A 17,412-nucleotide genomic window follows, 5' to 3' on the forward strand; every position below is an offset into this window, starting at 1 on the left:
GTACATTCTCAATATTCCTACTTTATAATGTAGCGGCCTTCTTCTATAGCTCATCGCCTGGCACATCACCGTGCTTTGCTGTCCTTCAAACTGCTCTGCGCAGGCCTTACACTGACTACTATATCGATCAGTCTGATGCCCTCTATGTCGCATACCCCCCCAGAACCCCTTGACCTGCTTCTATTACCTACCTGGCTTGTACCGGTAGAGCCAGCCGGTGTCGTTTTAAAGAACCATGCGCTTGGCATCCGCGATGGACGAATAGCCCTGATCGCTCCTCGCGAAGAGATCGTCCACTACACGGCCAAAGAAACACTCGATCTCAGCGGGATGTTGCTCACGCCCGGACTAGTGAATGCGCACGGGCATGCTGCCATGACCCTCTTCCGGGGCCTGGCCGATGACCTGCCCTTGATGACCTGGCTCCGCGAACACATCTGGCCGGCAGAAAAGAAATGGGTTGATGAGCACTTCGTTCGTGCCGGCACTGATCTCGCCATTGCTGAACAACTCCAGAACGGCATTAGCTGTTTTTCTGACATGTATTTCTTCCCTGAAATCGTCAGCGAACTGGTCCACAAGCATGGGGTCAGGGCACAGATAGCCGTCACGGTATTTGACGGCGAAACACCTGGTTCACGAGGCGCAGAGGAAGCGTTACGCAAGGCCGTAGCACTGTTCGACGACCTCAAGCATCACCCCAGGCTGAGCATAGCCTTTGGTCCGCACGCTCCTTATTCCATTTCGGACGGTAACCTCGAAAGCATCCGCACACTCGCAGCAGAAATGGATGCTGGCATTCATATGCACGTTCACGAAACGGCTTATGAAGTGCAGGAAGCCATTCGCACACAAAGGGAGCGCCCGCTGGCCCGCCTCGCTCGCCTGCAGCTTCTTGGGCCTCGCTTTCAAGCGGTACACATGACTCAGGTAAATGATGAAGACATGGCTCTGCTGGTCGAGCACAACTGCAGCGTCATTCACTGCCCCGAATCAAATCTGAAGCTGGCAAGCGGATTCTGCCCAGTCGAGCGATTGTGGGAAGCGGGTGTCAATGTAGCCATCGGCACGGACGGTGCTGCCAGTAACAACAACCTGGATCTGCTGGGCGAAACGCGCACGGCTGCTCTGCTGGCAAAGGCCGTTGCAGGATCGGCCACGGCACTGGATGCACACCGGGCGCTGCGAATGGCCACACTTAATGGGGCTAGGGCATTGGGTCTCGAAGATCACACTGGCTCGCTGGAAATCGGCAAATTCGCTGACATGGCGGCGTTCGACCTGTCCCGTCTTGCGCAGCAGCCCGTTTATGATCCTGTATCGCAGCTGATCTACTCAGGCGGCCGGGATTGCGTACGGCATGTATGGGTAGGAGGCAAACAGCTGCTGAAGGATCGCCAACTGGTGCGCATGGATGAACAACGCATCATCGCAACCGCCCAGGAATGGGGAGCCAAGATAGGCGCAAAGCGGTGAGCAACACTCACTCACCGTGCAGCAACGCAACAAACTGACGTACAGAAGGCGCTTCGCCAAAGCCCCTTCATCTGATGGAAGCTGGCAACATGAGCGTTTGCAGCTCAAGCTTCCCCTTCAAGCTTTCCTACGGAACAGATTATGAGCAACGTCGATCACGCCGAAATCGCCAAATTCGAAGCGCTCGCCCACCGCTGGTGGGACCGCGAAAGCGAGTTCAAGCCCTTGCACGAAATCAATCCGCTGCGCGTGAACTGGATTGACGAGCACACCCCGCTGGCCGGCAAAAAGGTGCTGGACGTGGGCTGTGGCGGCGGCATTCTCAGTGAATCCATGGCCCAGCGCGGCGCAACCGTTACCGGCATAGACATGGGCGAAGCGCCGCTCTCGGTCGCCCGTTTGCACTTGCTGGAATCGGGCCTTGAAGTCGACTATCGACAGATTACCGCCGAAGCCCTTGCCGAGGAGTGCCCCGAGCAGTTCGATGTAGTGACCTGCCTGGAGATGCTTGAACACGTCCCCGACCCGGCCTCGATCATCCGCGCGTGTCATACGCTGGTTAAGCCAGGTGGCCAGGTGTTCTTTTCGACGATAAACCGCAACCCCAAAGCGTATGCCCTGGCCATCATCGGCGCGGAATACGTATTGAAAATGCTGCCACGCGGTACACATGATTATCGCAAGTTCATTCGCCCTTCCGAGCTCGGCGCCTGGAGCCGCGAGGCCGGCCTCGCTGTCAGGGACATCATCGGCCTGACCTACAATCCACTGACCAAGGATTACAAGCTGTCACCTGATGTAGACGTGAACTACATGGTCCAGACGCTGCGGGAGGCCTGATGCATCTTCGTGCCGTTTTATTCGACATGGACGGAACCCTGCTCGATACCGCGCCCGACTTTATCGCCGTAGCCCAGGCCATGCGCCAGGCCCGTGGGCTTTCTCGCATTCCCGACCAGCAGGTTCGTGACGTCGTGTCCGGCGGGGCAAGAGCCATGGTGCTCAGTGCCTTCGATGTGGACCCACTGTCCGAAGAGTTCGAAACCCTGCGACTGGAATTCCTGGATCGTTATCAGGATCATTGCGCGGTTGAAAGTCAGCTGTACGACGGCATGGCGCAGCTGCTGAGTGAAATCGAAGCGGCAGATCTGCTCTGGGGCGTCGTGACCAACAAACCACTGCGCTTTGCCGAGCCCATCATGCAACAACTGGGGCTCAGTGCTCGCTCTGCCGTATTGGTCTGTCCCGATCATGTCAGCAAGAGCAAACCCGATCCGGAACCCATGTTGCTGGCCTGCAGCCAGTTGGGGCTAGAGCCTTCGACCACACTGTTCGTGGGTGACGACCTGCGTGACATAGAATCCGGGCGCGCGGCGGGCAGTCGAACGGCGGCTGTGCGCTATGGCTATATTCACCCCCATGACAACCCTGATGAGTGGGGCGCGGACATTGTCATCGACCATCCACTGGAACTGCGCGCAATACTCAATCGCACGCCAGGCACCTGCTGACCGTGCCTCGCACCGGATTCCAACAACATTCATGGGCGACTGATTACAGGACGCCCACATCCTGACTGTATGAGGCTTCAGATGTTCGAGTATTCAGCCCGACCCAACCTGCTGGAAGGTCGGATCATTATGGTGACCGGCGCGGGTCGTGGAATTGGTGAAGCCGCTGCTAAGGCCTATGCGGCGCATGGTGCGACCGTGTTACTGCTGGGCAAGAATGAGGAAAACCTGAACAGGGTCTATGACGAGATTGAAGCCGCCGGCTGGCCCCGGCCCGTGGTAATTCCACTCAATCTGGAAACCGCCCTGCCGCACCAGTATGACGAACTTGCAGCCACCATCGAACGCGAGTTCGGTCGGCTGGACGGCCTGCTGCACAACGCCGGAATCATTGGCCCGCGCACCCCGATCGAGCAGTTGACCGGTGAAAACTTCATGCGGGTCATGCAGATCAACGTCAATGCGGCCTTTATGCTCACCAGCACACTGCTGCCACTGCTCAAACTGTCCACCGACGCTTCAGTCGTTTTTACCTCCAGCAGCGTAGGCCGCAAAGGCCGTGCTTACTGGGGCGCTTACGCCGTGTCCAAGTTCGCTCTTGAAGGCCTGATGCAGGTTCTGGCCGATGAGTTGGACGATATCAGCACGGTACGTAGCAACAGTATCAATCCAGGCGCAACGCGTACCGATATGCGTGTCAAGGCCTATCCAGGAGAGAATCCGGCTGTCAATCCGCTACCCGCAGATATCATGCCGGTCTACCTCTATCTCATGGGACCGGACAGCAAGGACGTCAATGGACAGGCACTGAACGCACAGTGAGCTCCAGACTGCATTAGATCGCCGGTTTTATGACGACCATGAAGTGGCAAATGGTCAAAAGCGAAACTGATCTGCCACTCAAATGGCGAAAAGCCACCAAGGCCTCCCATCAAACAAACCAACCTATTGATAAATATAGAAAAATTAAAACTGGCATTGAATTCGCAATAGAACCCTCATTAACGCCATTGCGTTTCGGGGGTTCCACTCATGCTGCCGCTTCAGCAGAACAACAGTGCCAATATCAATACCGCAGTCATCTCCAGGCTCAAGCCAGTGCAGCTCGGGCACTCGTCGGCGCGCACCCTTAGCCTTACTGGCCTGTTGCGCAACCTGACACTGCGCCTGCAGACCAGTTTGGAACTGGATAGATTGCTGGAGTTATTTTTCAACGAAGTGCGCACCTTGATTCCGCTTGACGCACTGGCCTACAGTCACGTCGGCACGGATTTCCATCAGGAACTGGGCGAAGCTGTACCCTGCGACCTCAGCTACCCGCTATCCCATCAGGGCGAGTGCCTTGGCGAACTCAGCCTGCACAGCCGTACGCCGCTTCCCGAGGCAACACGCGAACAGTTGGAAAGAGCGATCGGCTGCCTGCTCTTTCCACTCTGCAATGCACTGCTGTACCGGCGCGCCGTACAAGCTTCGCTGAAGGATCCGCTGACCGGAGCCGGCAACCGCGTAGCCCTTGAACAGGCCCTGAATCGGGAAATCGAAATATCACGTCGCTACGGCCAGGCGCTCTCGGTGATCATGCTGGACATGGATCACTTCAAGCACCTCAACGACACACACGGCCATCATGCCGGAGACTCAGCCCTGCGCGCCGTAGCCCTGCTGCTCAAAGAGCAGCTGCGCAATATCGACATGGCTTTTCGCTTCGGCGGCGAAGAATTTGTCCTGCTGCTCGCCAATACCGGAGCGGAAGCTGCTGCCATAGTCGGCGAGCGCATTCGCCTGGCCATCGAAAAACTGCCACTGCTGGTTGGGGAAAAAACCCTGCAACTGTCAGCCAGTCTCGGTTGTACAACATACCGACCGAAAGAATCCCAACAAGCGCTGTTGCAGCGTGCCGATCAGGCGCTTTATGAAGCCAAGCGCAGCGGTCGTAACCGCCTGTGCTCTACAGCTGCCTGAATACCATCGCAACCAAAAAAAGAGCGAGACCGTCACCGGCTCGCTCTTTTTATTTCACAACAGCCGTTACGGACGCTTGGGGCCTGGCCTTCCCGAAGGCTTGCCACGACCTCGCCCCGACGAATTCGGGCGCTCCGCTACGGGCGTTCCCCGATTCGGATGACTGCGTTCATCCGAATCTCGCGTTTTGCGCGCAGGACGCTCGCCACGCGGCTCACGATTTTTCTCAGCGGCGGCACCTTCGGCAGGACGCAGCACGCGCGAGCGGCGCTCACCCCGCCCAACCGGCTTGCTCGCCTTACGCTGCATGCGCTCGATCTTCTCTTTGGTTTTGGCCTTCATTTCCGGCAGAGCCACCGGCTTCAGACCGACTTCCTCGCTGAGGATGTCCACCTCGCGCTGGGACATCTCGCGCCAGCGCCCCATCGGAAGATCTGACGTCATGAACACCGGCCCGAAGCGCACGCGCTTCAGACGGCTGACCACCAACCCCTGGGATTCCCACAGACGGCGAACCTCGCGGTTGCGGCCTTCCATCACCACGCAGTGGTACCAATGGTTGAAGCCTTCACCACCTGGTGCCTGCTGGATGTCGGTGAAACGCGCCGGTCCGTCTTCGAGCATGACGCCCGTTTTCAGACGCTCGATCATCTCGTCGTCGACCTCACCACGGACTCGTACCGCGTATTCGCGATCCATCTCGTAGGAAGGATGCATGAGGCGGTTGGCCAGCTCACCATCGGTGGTGAACAGCAACAGACCGGTCGTATTGATGTCCAGACGACCGATGTTGATCCAGCGGCCTTCCTTCGGACGCGGCAACCGATCGAATACGGTAGGACGACCTTCCGGGTCGTCGCGGGTGCAGATCTCGCCATCGGGCTTGTTGTAGATCAGCACGCGACGTACCACTTCAGCCGTTTCTTCGCGCTTGAGCAAACGCCCATCAACGGCGATGGCATCATGCAGGTCGACACGCTGACCGAGCGTGGCAACAGCGCCGTTGACCTTGACCCGGCCAGCGGCAATCCAGTTTTCCACGTCGCGTCGTGAAGCCAGGCCGATACGGGCAAGGACTTTCTGCAATTTTTCGCCGTGGGCAATATGAGGGGTTGAATCTTCGTGTTCGGTCATCTGGGCACCTCCCGGTGTGGCAGTTCCGATAGAAAGGCCGCGCACTATACGCGCAGCTTCTCGCCTAAGCACTATCGGGCAATTGAAAAAATCAGTTCATGCTCGTGCCAGAGCCGCCAACGCTTGGGCTGTTGCCTGCTCGATGGCTGCCCAGTCATTATTTTTCAGCGAAGCACCATCGATCATCCATGTGCCGCCAACACACATGACATTAGGCAATGCCAGGTACTGCGCCGCATTGCCCGCATTGACGCCACCGGTTGGACAGAAGCGCACATCAGTGAACGGGCCACCCAGCGCCTTGAGCGCCGCGATCCCGCCACAGACTTCAGCGGGGAACAACTTGAAGCGGCGATAGCCGAGTCCATAGCCACGCATGATGTCCGAGGCACTGCTGATCCCGGCCAGCAGGGGCACCGAGCAATACACGCCCGCCTGCAGCAGTTCGTCGGTGCATCCCGGCGAGACAATGAACTGCGCACCGGCCGCCTCGACCTCATCCATCATGCGCTTGTCGAGCACCGTACCGGCCCCGATGCACAGCTCGGGGCGCTCTTCGCGCAGACGACGGATGGCGGTCAGGCCATGTGCCGAGCGCAGAGTAATCTCAAGGGTTTTCAGACCACCCGCAGCCAGGGCATCGGCCAGTGGCAGGATCTGTTCCTCACTGCCAATGGTGATGACGGGCAGAATGCGCGCCTCCGTGCAGATGGTGTCCAGCAAAGCATTTTTCTGGTCCATGGTCATGCAGTGTTCCTCGGAGCCTTCATGGGCACCAGTAGATTTCCAGTGGGGCGTGCAGGAACGCACGGATGGGCATTTGCGTAGGCTCCACCTGCATGGCCTGACGCAAGGTTTCCAGTTTTTCAGCGCCCTGAATTGCCAGACACTGAACCCGCGCGGATGCCAGCAAGGAATACGTCATGCTGATGCGCTGCCGGGGGGCCACCGGGGCCAGCATCGGCAGGCAAAGTTGCGCTCCCTCTGCATCAAGACCCTGCATCAGCAGCGGACTGTCGGGAAACAGCGATGCCGTGTGACCATCGTTGCCCATGCCCAGCACCAGTACATCGATAGGCCGCCTGAGCTGTTCCAGCGTTCGCCCTGCCTGACGGGCGGCTTCTTCCAGACTTTCGGCAGACTGGTACAAGCCTAGCAATTCGGCCTCAGCCGCCGCATTGCGCAGCAAGTAGCGACGCAGCAGGCCTTCATTGCTGTCTGGGTCGTTGCTATCGACCCAACGCTCATCTGCAAGGCTGATCTGGACTTTCTTCCACTCCAGCTGATGCACGGACAACGCCTCGAAAAATGCAATCGGGCTGCGCCCCCCGGACACCACCAGGCTGGCGCCGCCGTGGGTCTTGACTGCGTAATCCAGCGCTTCAGCCACCCGGTCAGCCAATTTTTCCGCCAGTTGTTGGGGATTTCCCAGGCTGTGTGCCAACACGCCGGAGGGCAATTCGAGTTCAGAGATCGCCATACCAAGACCTTCCGTCACGAGTGATCAATGCAATGGACGCCACCGGTCCCCAGGAGCCGGCGGGATAGGCTTTCGGCGCATCGCCAATACGCGACCAGCCCTCGATGAGCTGGTCGCACCATTTCCAGGCGTATTCGACTTCATCCTTGCGCACGAAGAGATTCTGATTGCCCTGCATCACTTCCAGCAGCAGGCGCTCATAAGCATCAGGAATACGCGAGCTTTGGTAGGTTTCGGAAAAATTGAGCTGCAAGGGGCCGCTGCGCAGGTGCATGCCCTTGTCGAGGCCCTGTTCCTTGGTCATCACCTGCAGTGAGATGCCTTCGTCCGGTTGCAGACGGATGATCAGCCGGTTGCTGATCAGCGAACGCTGCTCCGGTGCGAAGATGTAGAAAGGCGGCTCCTTGAAGTGGATGACGATCTGCGAAACCTTCTCGCCCATGCGTTTCCCGGTGCGCAGATAAAAAGGTACGCCGGACCATCGCCAATTGCAGATATCGGCACGCAACGCGACAAAAGTTTCGGTGCCGCTCTGGGTATTCGAGTTCTCTTCTTCCAGATAACCCGGCACGGCTTTGCCCGCCACCGAGCCGGCCACATACTGGCCGCGCACCACCTGCTGGCCAAGGCGCTCCACGGGAATCGGCGCCAGCGCCTTGAGCACCTTGACCTTCTCATCGCGAATACTGTCAGCAGTGAGATCGCTCGGCGGGTCCATGGCAATCAGGCAGAGCAATTGCAACAGATGATTCTGGATCATGTCGCGCAACTGCCCGGCCTGATCGAAATAACCCCAGCGGCCCTCGATACCGACTGTCTCGGCAACAGTGATCTCGACGTGGGAAATATGGTGTTGATTCCACTGAGTCTCGAACAGGCTGTTGGCGAAGCGTAGTGCGATCAGGTTCTGCACCGTTTCCTTGCCAAGGTAGTGATCGATGCGATAGATGCGCGTCTCGGGGAAATGTCGGGCGACTGCTTCGTTGATGACCCGGGAGGATTCAAGGTCATGACCGATCGGCTTCTCCAGCACCACCCGCGTCTGTTCAGCCAGCCCCGCCATGGCGAGGTGCTCGCAGATAGCCCCGTAGACCGCCGCAGGCGTCGCGAAATAGGCAATCAGCGGCATGCTGGGCGAGACGTTGGCAGCCAGCACCGCGTAATCTCCGGCGTTGCGAAAATCCATAGCCAGGTATTCGAAGCGCGCCTGAAAACGTTCAAGTATCTGTTCGTCAAGCTGGGCAGCAGGCACTTGACGGCGCAGAGCCTGAGCGATCCGCTCCAGGTGCGCCGAGGGTTCGCCCGGCTCACGGGAGAGCGCCAGGATGCGGGTGTCGTCATTGAGCAACCCAGCCCGATCCAGTTGGTAGAGTGCCGGGAACAGCTTGCGCAAGGCCAGATCCCCCAGCGAACCGAACAAGGCAAAGGTCGTGGCTTCAACGGTAATGGCAGGCATGACTTCCTTCACAGCAATTGACGGGTGGCGGGCAGGCTGCGCCTACCGCGGGTGACGAAGACTCAGCGACGGCGCTTCGCACCCTGAAGCTGCTGCAGAGCCACACCCGCGCCTTCCAGGCCCGGATAGTCGGCAGTCACCAGCCAGACAGGTACTTCGTCAAAGTAACGGCTCATGCAACCCTTGTCGCGCAAGCCCTGACGAAAACCACTACTCAGGAAAAATTCGACGAAGCGCGGCACTATCCCGCCGGCAATATAGACCCCACCACGTGCGCCAGTGGTCAGCACGGCGTCACCGGTAATTCGACCCAGCCAGAGACAGAACTGTTCAAGCACGGCGGCTGCATAGGCATCGCCAGCCAACGCAGCTGCGGTCACCGCTGCGGGCGAAGCCAGTTCCGCCACCTTTCCGTCCAGCGCGCAGCAGGTTTGATACAGCTGCAACAGACCACTCCCACTGAGTACGGCCTCGGCATTCACATGCCCTAGTCTTTCATGCAGGCACGCCCAGATGGTGGCCTCGCGGACGCTGCCCACGGACAGACAGGCGTGCCCGCCCTCACTCGGCAAGGCCCGCCAGCCACCGCCCTCGACCTGCAGCAGGGTGGCGACGCCCAACCCGGTGCCGGGGCCGATCACCAATCGAGGCAAATCCGGCTCCGATAGCCCTGCACACACGCTCACAAGCTCGCCCGCCCCCAGCCGCGTCACACCCAGCGCCATGGCGGCAAAATCATTGATCAGCAGCAGCTCATCAAGGCCGAAGGTTTTACAGAATGCCTGGCGACTGATGCGCCAGTGGTTATTGGTAAAACGGAATTCATCCCCGGTCACTGGACCGGCGCACGCCAGGCAGACCGCCTCAAGGGCTTCAACGCCCAGCCCGATATTCCGCAGATAAGCATGAACGGCATCCTCCGGGCGCGCGTAGTCGAGGGTCGGCAGCACCCGCACAGACTCCACGCGCTGCTCACGCCACAGGGCGAAGCGGGCGTTGGTGCCGCCGATATCTCCAACCAGCGCGACCTTCACCGAAGCGCCTCCAGGCCCTCGGTAAAGACACTGGCGCCCTTTTCTGCCGGACTGAAGGAGGCCCGCAGAAAGCCGAACAGCTCGCGGCCACAGCCGATGCCGAGATCTGCGGGCGGCAAGACGCGCTCACGGCTGTCGAATTCGACCTGTTCGACCAACACCTGCAACTGGCCCGTGACGCCATCGACCCGAATGATGTCGCCGTCACGCACCCGGCTCAGAGGCCCGCCATCGAGCGCTTCAGGGCTCAGGTGAATCGCCGCGGGTACCTTGCCCGACGCGCCGGACATGCGACCGTCGGTGACCAGCGCAACCTTGTAGCCACGATCCTGCAGCACGCCGAGAAAGGGCGTCAGCTTGTGCAGTTCTGGCATGCCGTTGGCCTTCGGCCCCTGAAAGCGCACCACCGCGACAAAGTCCTGTTCCAGCTCGCCGTTCATGAATGCCTGAGCCAGCTCACTCTGGTCGCTGAATACTCGTGCCGGAGCCTCGACCACCAGATGCTCCGGCGCCACGGCGGAAATCTTGGTCACGCCGCGCCCCAGGTTGCCTTCCAATACGCGTAATCCGCCTTCTACCGAGAAAGGCCGCTGTACAGGACGCAGGATCGCCTCGTCGAGACTCTGTTCCGGCCCTTCACGCCAGACCAGCCGGCCCCCGTCGAGGAACGGTTCCTGGGTGTAGCGCCTGAGCCCATGGCCAACCACTGTTTGCACATCTTCGTGCAACAGCCCGGCGGCCAGCAGGGTGCGCACCATGAAGGGCACGCCGCCAACCGCATGGAAATGGTTCACGTCCGCCTGGCCATTGGGGTAGACTTTGGCCAGCAGCGGGGTGACCGCCGAGATATCGGCCATGTCCTGCCAGGTCAGCTGAATGCCCGCCGCCTGTGCAAATGCCGGAATATGCAACGTGTGGTTAGTCGAGCCGCCGGTGGCACTCAAAGCAACCACTGCGTTGACAATGGCTTTCTCATCGACGATCCGGCAAAGCGGCACATAGTTGCCAGCCTGTGCGGTCATGCGCGTGACCTGCCGTGCAGCTTCGCGGGTCAGCTCGTCACGCAGCGGCGTATAGGGATTGACGAACGAAGAACCCGGCAGGTGCAGCCCCATGATTTCCATCACCACCTGATTGGTGTTGGCGGTGCCATAAAAGGTGCAGGTGCCGGGGCTGTGATAGGAAAGCATCTCCGACTCCAGCAGCTCCTCGCGGCTGGCCTTGCCTTCGGCGTAGAGCTGGCGCACTTCGGCCTTCTGCTTGTTGGGAATACCCGACGGCATCGGCCCTCCCGGTACAAACACCGCCGGCAGATGGCCGAAGCGCAGGGCGCCGATCATCAGCCCTGGAATGATCTTGTCGCAAATACCGAGATACAACGCCGCATCGAACATGTTGTGCGACAGGGCAATGGCCGTCGCCATGGCGATCACTTCGCGACTGGCCAGGCTCAGCTCCATCCCTGCGTCGCCCTGGGTCACGCCATCGCACATGGCCGGCACACCGCCAGCGAACTGCCCCACCGAGCCGACATCACGCAGCGCCTGCTTGATAATCTCGGGGAAGTGCTCGTATGGCTGGTGCGCCGAGAGCATGTCGTTGTAGGCCGAGACGATGGCCACGTTGGCCTCATTCATCAGACGCAGGCGCTGCTTGTCCTCCGCCGAGGCACAGCCGGCAACGCCGTGGGCGAAGTTGGCGCATTGCAGCTTGCCCCGCTGCGGGCCTTCGGTGGCTGCCGCGGCCATCATCGCCAGATACCGCTGTCGCGTGGACCGACTGCGTTCGATCAAACGCTCGGTAACCTGTTGAATCTGCGCATGCATGGCGTTACTCCCGGTGTGTTGCTTGAGCCTCGTCAGGCAAATCGTCGAAGTCAGTCTTCAGGCCACTTTCCATGTTGTCCAGTTCCATCAGCAGACTGCGGAAACTGGGTTTCTCGTCTGGCGCCTGCATGTGTACCGCAAGATCGGCGCGGGCCTGCAGCCCATCAGGCACTGGCGCCTCTTCCTCGTCCACCGGCAACGGCGCAGGCTCCATCTCGCGCAGTACCGCCAGCGGCGGCAACTCATCGAGATTCTTCAGGTTGAAATGGTCGAGAAACTGCCGGGTGGTAGCAAACATCGCCGGCCGTCCCGGCACCTCGCGATGGCCGACTACACGTATCCATTCGCGCTCCAGCAGCGTCTTGACGATCTGGCTGTTGACTGCCACACCGCGCACATCCTCGATCTCGCCACGGGTAATCGGCTGGCGATAGGCAATCAGCGCCAGGGTTTCCAGCAGCGCTCGTGAATAGCGCTGTGGTCGCTCCTCCCAGAGTCGACCAACCCAGGGCGAAAAGCGTTCGCGCACCTGCAAGCGGTAGCCACTGGCAACTTCCTTGAGCTCGAAGGCGCGCCCCTTGCAGGACTTGTCGAGCACTTCCAGCGCCTTGCGCAACTGTGCCATCGAGGGGCGTTGCGTATCTTCAAACAGTTCGCCAAGGCGTTCGATGGTCATGGGCTTGCCGGAGGCCAGCAGCAGAGCCTCAAGCAGGGTCGCCAAGTCCTTGGGTTCCGACAGATTCACCGTCTGATCACCTCGATTCGTCTTTCCAGGATAGACCGCTCATTCGCTGCGAACCCGGACGTGGATCGGCGCAAAAGGCTCGTTCTGTACCAGTTCAATCAGCGATTCCTTGATCAGCTCCAGTACTGCGATGAAGGTGACCACCACTCCAGCCCGGCCTTCCTCGGCGCTGAACAATGCGACGAAGGGTACGAAAGATCCACCCTTGAGTCGCTCCAGCACCTGACTCATGCGCTCACGGGTCGAGAGCGCCTCGCGGCTGATCTGATGACTCTCAAACATGTCGGCACGGCGCAGCACCTCGGCCATGGAGATCAGCAATTCCTCCAGACTGACCTCGGGTAACAGCTTGCGCGCCCGCGCCTCGGGGGCCTCCAGGCGTGGCACATGCAGTTCACGCCCGACGCGCGGCAGCCCATCGAGGTCTTCGGACGCTGCCTTGAAGCGCTCGTATTCCTGCAAGCGGCGGATCAGCTCGGCGCGGGGATCGAGTTCATCCTCCTCGACCGCCACCGAACGCGGCAGCAGCATGCGCGACTTGATCTCGGCCAGCATGGCGGCCATCACCAGATACTCGGCAGCCAGTTCCAGGCGCACGCTTTTCATCAGCTCGACATAACCCATGTACTGCCGGGTGATTTCCGCCACGGGAATGTCGAGAATATCGATGTTCTGCTTGCGAATCAGGTACAGCAGCAGATCCAGCGGTCCCTCGAAGGCTTCGAGAAACACCTCGAGCGCATCCGGCGGAATGTAGAGATCCTGCGGCAGATCGTTGAACGCTTCACCGTAGACCAATGCCAGCCGCAGCTGCTCACCGGGCAGCGTGTTGACGGCCTCGGCCGGGGCTTGCTGCGACATGTGCACTCCTGCCAGCGTCTATCGGTAATTCAGGCCCATGGCCTGGCGCACCACCAGCAGCGTCTCGCGTGCTTCATCACGCGCCTGCTCGGCGCCCTCGGCAAGAATGCTGCGCACCAGATCGGGACTTTGCTCGTAATCCTGTGCGCGCTCCTGCAAAGGCGCGAGTTCAAGCCTGATCGCCTCGATCAGGGGCGCCTTGCATTCGAGGCATCCAATCCCGGCACTGCGGCAGCCCTGCTCCGCCCACTGACGAACATCTTCACTCGAATGGACGAGGTGCATCTGCCACACCGGACAACGGCTCGGCTCGCCCGGATCGTGGCGATGCACGCGCGCGGGATCGGTGGGCATGCGCTTGATCTTTTCTTCTATCTCGTCCGGTGTATCGCGCAAAAAGATGGAGTTACAGCTGGATTTGGACATCTTGCCACCGTCGAGACCCGACAGCTTCGGCGTATCGCCGAGCAGAGCCTGAGGCTCGGGCAGCAACACCTTACCTTCGCCCTCCAGATAGCCGAACAGGCGCTCGCGATCACCAATGGTGATGGTCTGCTGATCCTTGAGCAACGCGCGGGCCGTTTCCAGCGCCTCAAGGTCGCCCTGCTCCTGATAGCTTTTGCGCAGGCTGGCGTAGAGCTTGGAACTCTTCTTGCCAAGCTTGCGCACCGCCGCTTCAGCCTTCGCCTGGAAATCCTCTTCACCGCCGTACAGATGGTTGAAGCGGCGTGCCACATCGCGGGCGAACTCGATATGCGGCAGCTGGTCCGCACCAACCGGCACCAGCCCCGCGCGGTAGGCGAGGATATCGGCGGCCTGCAACAGCGGATAACCCAGAAAACCATATGTGGCGTGCTCCCGATGCTGTGCATCGAGCTGCTGATCCTTGTAGGACGGTACCCGTTCAAGCCAGCTCTGCGGGCAGATCATAGACAGCAACAGGTGCAACTCGGCGTGCTCCGGAACCTGCGACTGGACAAACAGGGTCGCCGAACTCGGGCTGACACCGGCGGCAAGCCAATCGACAGCCATGTCATACGCGTTCCGGGAAATATCGCCCCCAGCGGCGGCATCAGTGGTCAGCGCATGCCAGTCAACAATGCAGAAAAAACACTGATACTCGTGCTGCAACCTGACCCAGTTCTTCAATACGCCGTAGTAGTGGCCCAGGTGAAGGCGGCCATTGGGGCGCATGCCGGAGACCACACGTCGCTGCGAATCCATGGAACTCAAAAGGGTTTCCTTTGTTGTAGCTGCAAAAAAGTTGGGTGAAATCAGGCCGCGAAGGGAGCGGGATCGCCGCAACCGACCCGCACCACTTCGGGATCACCATCGACCAGGCTGATGACGGTCGAGGCTTCGACGCCACCGTACCCGCCGTCGATGATCAAATCCACCTGATGTTCCAGCACATCGCGCATTTCATAAGGATCGCTCATCGGCTCGGCTTCACCCGGCAGGATCAGACTCACGCTCATCAGCGGTTCACCCAGCTCGGCAAGCAGAGCCTGGGCAATGGGCAGTTGCGGCACCCGCAGCCCGATGGTCCGGCGTTTGGGATGCAACAGCATACGCGGTACTTCGCGTGTCGCACTGAGGATGATGGTGTAGGGTCCGGGCAGATGCGCCTTGAGCAGACGGAACGCTGCCGTATCGACCTTGGCGAACAGGCCGAGCTGAGACAGATCGCGGCAGACCAGGGTGAAATTGTGCTTGTCGTCCAACTGGCGCAGCCGACGGATGCGCTCGATGCCGGCCTTGTTGCCCATTGCGCAGCCGATGGCGTAAGAAGAGTCGGTCGGGTAAATCACCACGCCGCCCTGGCGAATGATCTCCACAGCCTGCTTGATCAACCTGATCTGGGGATTTTCCGGATGGATCTGAAAAAACTGGCTCACAACGACTCCCTGTTCAGCAGGCAAAAGACTTGTCTGGCTCATGATCGAAATGCCTCCAGATGGGCTGCAGATCGTCTGGCAACGCACGATACATTCCCAGCTCCGACCAGTCTCCAGGCGCATGGAAATCACTGCCGACGCTGGCCATCAAGCCGAATTCACGCGCCAGAATCGACAGCCCGCCCACCTGCTCCAGCGGCTGCATGCCGTTGACCACTTCCAGAGCGTGACCACCCCCCTGGACGAAATCGATCACCAGCCTACGCCGCTTGCTACGGGTGAAATCGTATTGCCAGAGATGCGCCAGGCTGATCCAGGCGCCCGCCTCGCGCAAGGTCGTCAAGGTTTCCTCGAGGCTTGGCCAGTGCTGCTTGACGTCGCCGAGCTTGCCCGAACCGAGCCATTTGCGAAACGCCTCGGCATGATCACGCACATGCCCGGCACGCACCAGAAATTCCGCAAAGTGCGGTCGCGCCGGGGCGTTACCACTGTCGCCCAAGGCTTGCTGCACGGCCCGCGCACCTTCGAGCGCACCGGGCATGCCCTTGGCAGCCAGGCGCTGGGCAATCAGTTCGGCTCGTTGCCAGCGCCCATCACGCAACTGGGCAATGGCCTTTTTAAGTGCGCTCGCCTCACGATCAAAGGCATAGCCGAGAATATGAACGGTCGCGCCATTCCACAAACACGACAACTCGATTCCGTTGACCAGGCGAATACCCAGCGAGTCGGCAGCGGCACGGGCCGCGTCGAGTCCTTCAAGGGTGTCATGATCGGTCAGGGCAAGCAGCCCGATACCGCGCGCGTGCGCGCGTTCAACCAGCACCTCGGGAGCCAGCACGCCATCCGAGGCGGTGCTGTGGCAATGCAGATCAACAATCATTCGGAACTTCATTCTCCAGAGATATGGCGATGCAGTTTTTGACCACCACTGCCTGCATGCGTGCCGTAGCTACCGCAGGCATTCACGAACATGGCCACCGCAAACGCACAACGTCCAACGGCTCAATCTTGTTCCGCCAAAAATACAGTTTCCGTATTATGCCGGCAGTCCATGCATCTGGCTCTCTCCGTGAGCAAATCATCGCCTGCACAAGCCGCACATGCAGGCGTGAGCCAGCCCGCCGACGACACAAGCCCAAGCCATTTCATTGGCAAATTGCCTCGTGTTCGGCACATCATGGGCGCCGCTGTCCAACTGCCATCAGCACAGCGCTTCAATCGACCCTGAACGATCACAGGAGACACCATGCTCTACGCCATCATCGCCACCGACCTGCCCGACTCGCTGCAACAGCGCCTGGCCTCGCGTCCGGCCCATCTGGCGCGCCTTGATCAGCTCAAGAGCGAAGGCCGCCTGGTTCTGGCCGGCCCGCACCCGGCCATCGACAGCAATGACCCTGGTGCTGCCGGCTTTACCGGCAGTCTGGTGGTTGCCGAGTTCGAGTCGCTGCAGGCCGCCGAGCAGTGGGCCGAGGCCGACCCCTACAAGACCGCCGGTGTATACGGCGCGGTAATCGTCAAGCCATTCAAGCAGGTTTACCCCTGAAGGCCGCCTGAAACAGTCAATATCTGCCAGGTCGCGGATTCCCGCGGCCTCTAAAAAAAAGAAAGGAAAAAGGAGTTCCGATGCGCCAAGGTTCGTTGTCCCTGCTGTTTGTTCTGTGTCTTGCGTCACCCCTGTTGTATGCCCAGGAAGAAACTGCCACTCCCGCCGAACGTCAGGGCGAATCAGGGCAGTTTTCAGCTGAAAACGAACCACAGCGTTTCGAGCCAGGCAGCCGCAACCAGACTGTCAACACCGATCAGATGCAGCTGACGCAACTGCGCCAGGAGAACCGGCGCCTGCGCATGCAGCTGCATGAGGAGCAGGCGAAGATGCAGTCGCAACCGCAGCCGCAATTGCTGAACGAACAGCAAAAATGGTTTGCCATCGGTGGTGGTGTCGGAGTGCTGGGTTTCCTGCTGGGCGTACTGACCACGCGCGCCCGGCGCCGCCGGCAATGGTTGAACTAGGGTCTGCGGACGTTTC

The 17,412-nt window shown here is 60.0% G+C and carries 18 protein-coding genes; 7 read left to right on the top strand and 11 right to left on the bottom strand.

Going from position 1 to position 17,412, the window contains the following annotated elements; genetic code table 11:
• Window positions 1-144 precede the first annotated feature (144 nt).
• From NAV32_RS02125 to NAV32_RS02145, 5 genes are all read left to right on the top strand, one after another.
• Window positions 145-1,476: a TRZ/ATZ family hydrolase gene (locus tag NAV32_RS02125; protein ID WP_256051157.1), complete on the top strand. Its 1,332-nt coding sequence runs from the start codon at window positions 145-147 to the stop codon at window positions 1,474-1,476.
• A 141-nt stretch (window positions 1,477-1,617) separates the two neighbouring features.
• A complete protein-coding gene (gene ubiG, locus NAV32_RS02130; RefSeq protein ID WP_256051158.1) occupies window positions 1,618-2,316 on the top strand; it encodes a bifunctional 2-polyprenyl-6-hydroxyphenol methylase/3-demethylubiquinol 3-O-methyltransferase UbiG in 699 nt (232 codons plus the stop codon).
• Entirely contained in the window at window positions 2,316-2,987 is a 672-nt protein-coding gene (gene mupP, locus NAV32_RS02135) for an N-acetylmuramic acid 6-phosphate phosphatase MupP (protein WP_256051159.1), read from the top strand. The genes ubiG and mupP overlap by 1 nt, the downstream gene beginning before the upstream one ends.
• An 81-nt stretch (window positions 2,988-3,068) precedes the next feature.
• Entirely contained in the window at window positions 3,069-3,809 is a 741-nt protein-coding gene (locus NAV32_RS02140) for a YciK family oxidoreductase (protein WP_256051160.1), read from the top strand.
• 210 nt (window positions 3,810-4,019) lie between these two features.
• Window positions 4,020-4,949, top strand: a complete 930-nt coding sequence (locus tag NAV32_RS02145; protein WP_256051161.1) for a GGDEF domain-containing protein — start codon at window positions 4,020-4,022, stop codon at window positions 4,947-4,949.
• 66 nt (window positions 4,950-5,015) lie between these two features.
• Here the strand turns inward: NAV32_RS02145 and rluB are convergent, their stop codons facing one another.
• From rluB to NAV32_RS02200, 11 genes are all read right to left on the bottom strand, one after another.
• Window positions 5,016-6,083, bottom strand: coding sequence for a 23S rRNA pseudouridine(2605) synthase RluB (gene rluB / locus NAV32_RS02150; RefSeq protein WP_256051162.1), 1,068 nt, complete (start codon window positions 6,081-6,083; stop codon window positions 5,016-5,018).
• A gap of 96 nt (window positions 6,084-6,179) precedes the next feature.
• The gene (locus NAV32_RS02155; protein WP_256051163.1) at window positions 6,180-6,830 is read right to left on the bottom strand and encodes a bifunctional 4-hydroxy-2-oxoglutarate aldolase/2-dehydro-3-deoxy-phosphogluconate aldolase; all 651 of its coding nucleotides are present in this window, start codon (window positions 6,828-6,830) and stop codon (window positions 6,180-6,182) included.
• Between the two features lie 19 nt (window positions 6,831-6,849).
• Window positions 6,850-7,563, bottom strand: a complete 714-nt coding sequence (gene pgl / locus NAV32_RS02160; RefSeq protein ID WP_256051164.1) for a 6-phosphogluconolactonase — start codon at window positions 7,561-7,563, stop codon at window positions 6,850-6,852.
• Window positions 7,550-9,019, bottom strand: a complete 1,470-nt coding sequence (gene zwf / locus NAV32_RS02165) for a glucose-6-phosphate dehydrogenase (protein ID WP_256051165.1) — start codon at window positions 9,017-9,019, stop codon at window positions 7,550-7,552. The genes pgl and zwf overlap by 14 nt, the downstream gene beginning before the upstream one ends.
• Window positions 9,020-9,081: 62 nt before the next feature.
• On the bottom strand, window positions 9,082-10,053 hold the full coding sequence (locus NAV32_RS02170) for a glucokinase (protein ID WP_256051166.1): 972 nt from the start codon (window positions 10,051-10,053) through the stop codon (window positions 9,082-9,084).
• Window positions 10,050-11,879 carry a phosphogluconate dehydratase gene (gene edd / locus NAV32_RS02175; protein WP_256051167.1) on the bottom strand — a complete coding sequence of 610 codons (1,830 nt, stop codon included), beginning with the start codon at window positions 11,877-11,879 and terminating at the stop codon, window positions 10,050-10,052. The genes NAV32_RS02170 and edd overlap by 4 nt, the downstream gene beginning before the upstream one ends.
• Window positions 11,880-11,883: 4 nt before the next feature.
• Entirely contained in the window at window positions 11,884-12,624 is a 741-nt protein-coding gene (scpB, locus tag NAV32_RS02180) for an SMC-Scp complex subunit ScpB (RefSeq protein ID WP_256051168.1), read from the bottom strand.
• Between the two features lie 39 nt (window positions 12,625-12,663).
• Window positions 12,664-13,485 (bottom strand): segregation and condensation protein A, encoded by an 822-nt coding sequence (locus NAV32_RS02185; RefSeq protein WP_256051169.1) that lies wholly within the window; start codon window positions 13,483-13,485, stop codon window positions 12,664-12,666.
• Window positions 13,486-13,503: 18 nt separating this feature from the next.
• Window positions 13,504-14,709: a tryptophan--tRNA ligase gene (locus NAV32_RS02190; protein WP_256051480.1), complete on the bottom strand. Its 1,206-nt coding sequence runs from the start codon at window positions 14,707-14,709 to the stop codon at window positions 13,504-13,506.
• Between the two features lie 50 nt (window positions 14,710-14,759).
• Window positions 14,760-15,383 (bottom strand): L-threonylcarbamoyladenylate synthase, encoded by a 624-nt coding sequence (locus NAV32_RS02195; protein WP_256051170.1) that lies wholly within the window; start codon window positions 15,381-15,383, stop codon window positions 14,760-14,762.
• A gap of 13 nt (window positions 15,384-15,396) precedes the next feature.
• Entirely contained in the window at window positions 15,397-16,263 is an 867-nt protein-coding gene (locus NAV32_RS02200; RefSeq protein WP_256051171.1) for a PHP domain-containing protein, read from the bottom strand.
• A 366-nt stretch (window positions 16,264-16,629) separates the two neighbouring features.
• Between NAV32_RS02200 and NAV32_RS02205 the strand changes: the two genes are divergently transcribed.
• Window positions 16,630-16,929: a YciI family protein gene (locus NAV32_RS02205; protein WP_256051172.1), complete on the top strand. Its 300-nt coding sequence runs from the start codon at window positions 16,630-16,632 to the stop codon at window positions 16,927-16,929.
• 80 nt (window positions 16,930-17,009) lie between these two features.
• Window positions 17,010-17,396, top strand: a complete 387-nt coding sequence (locus tag NAV32_RS02210; RefSeq protein ID WP_256051173.1) for a hypothetical protein — start codon at window positions 17,010-17,012, stop codon at window positions 17,394-17,396.
• The last annotated feature ends 16 nt before the right edge of the window (window positions 17,397-17,412 follow it).

The sequence above is a fragment of the Stutzerimonas stutzeri genome, from assembly GCF_024448695.1.
GTDB lineage: Bacteria > Pseudomonadota > Gammaproteobacteria > Pseudomonadales > Pseudomonadaceae > Stutzerimonas > Stutzerimonas stutzeri_T.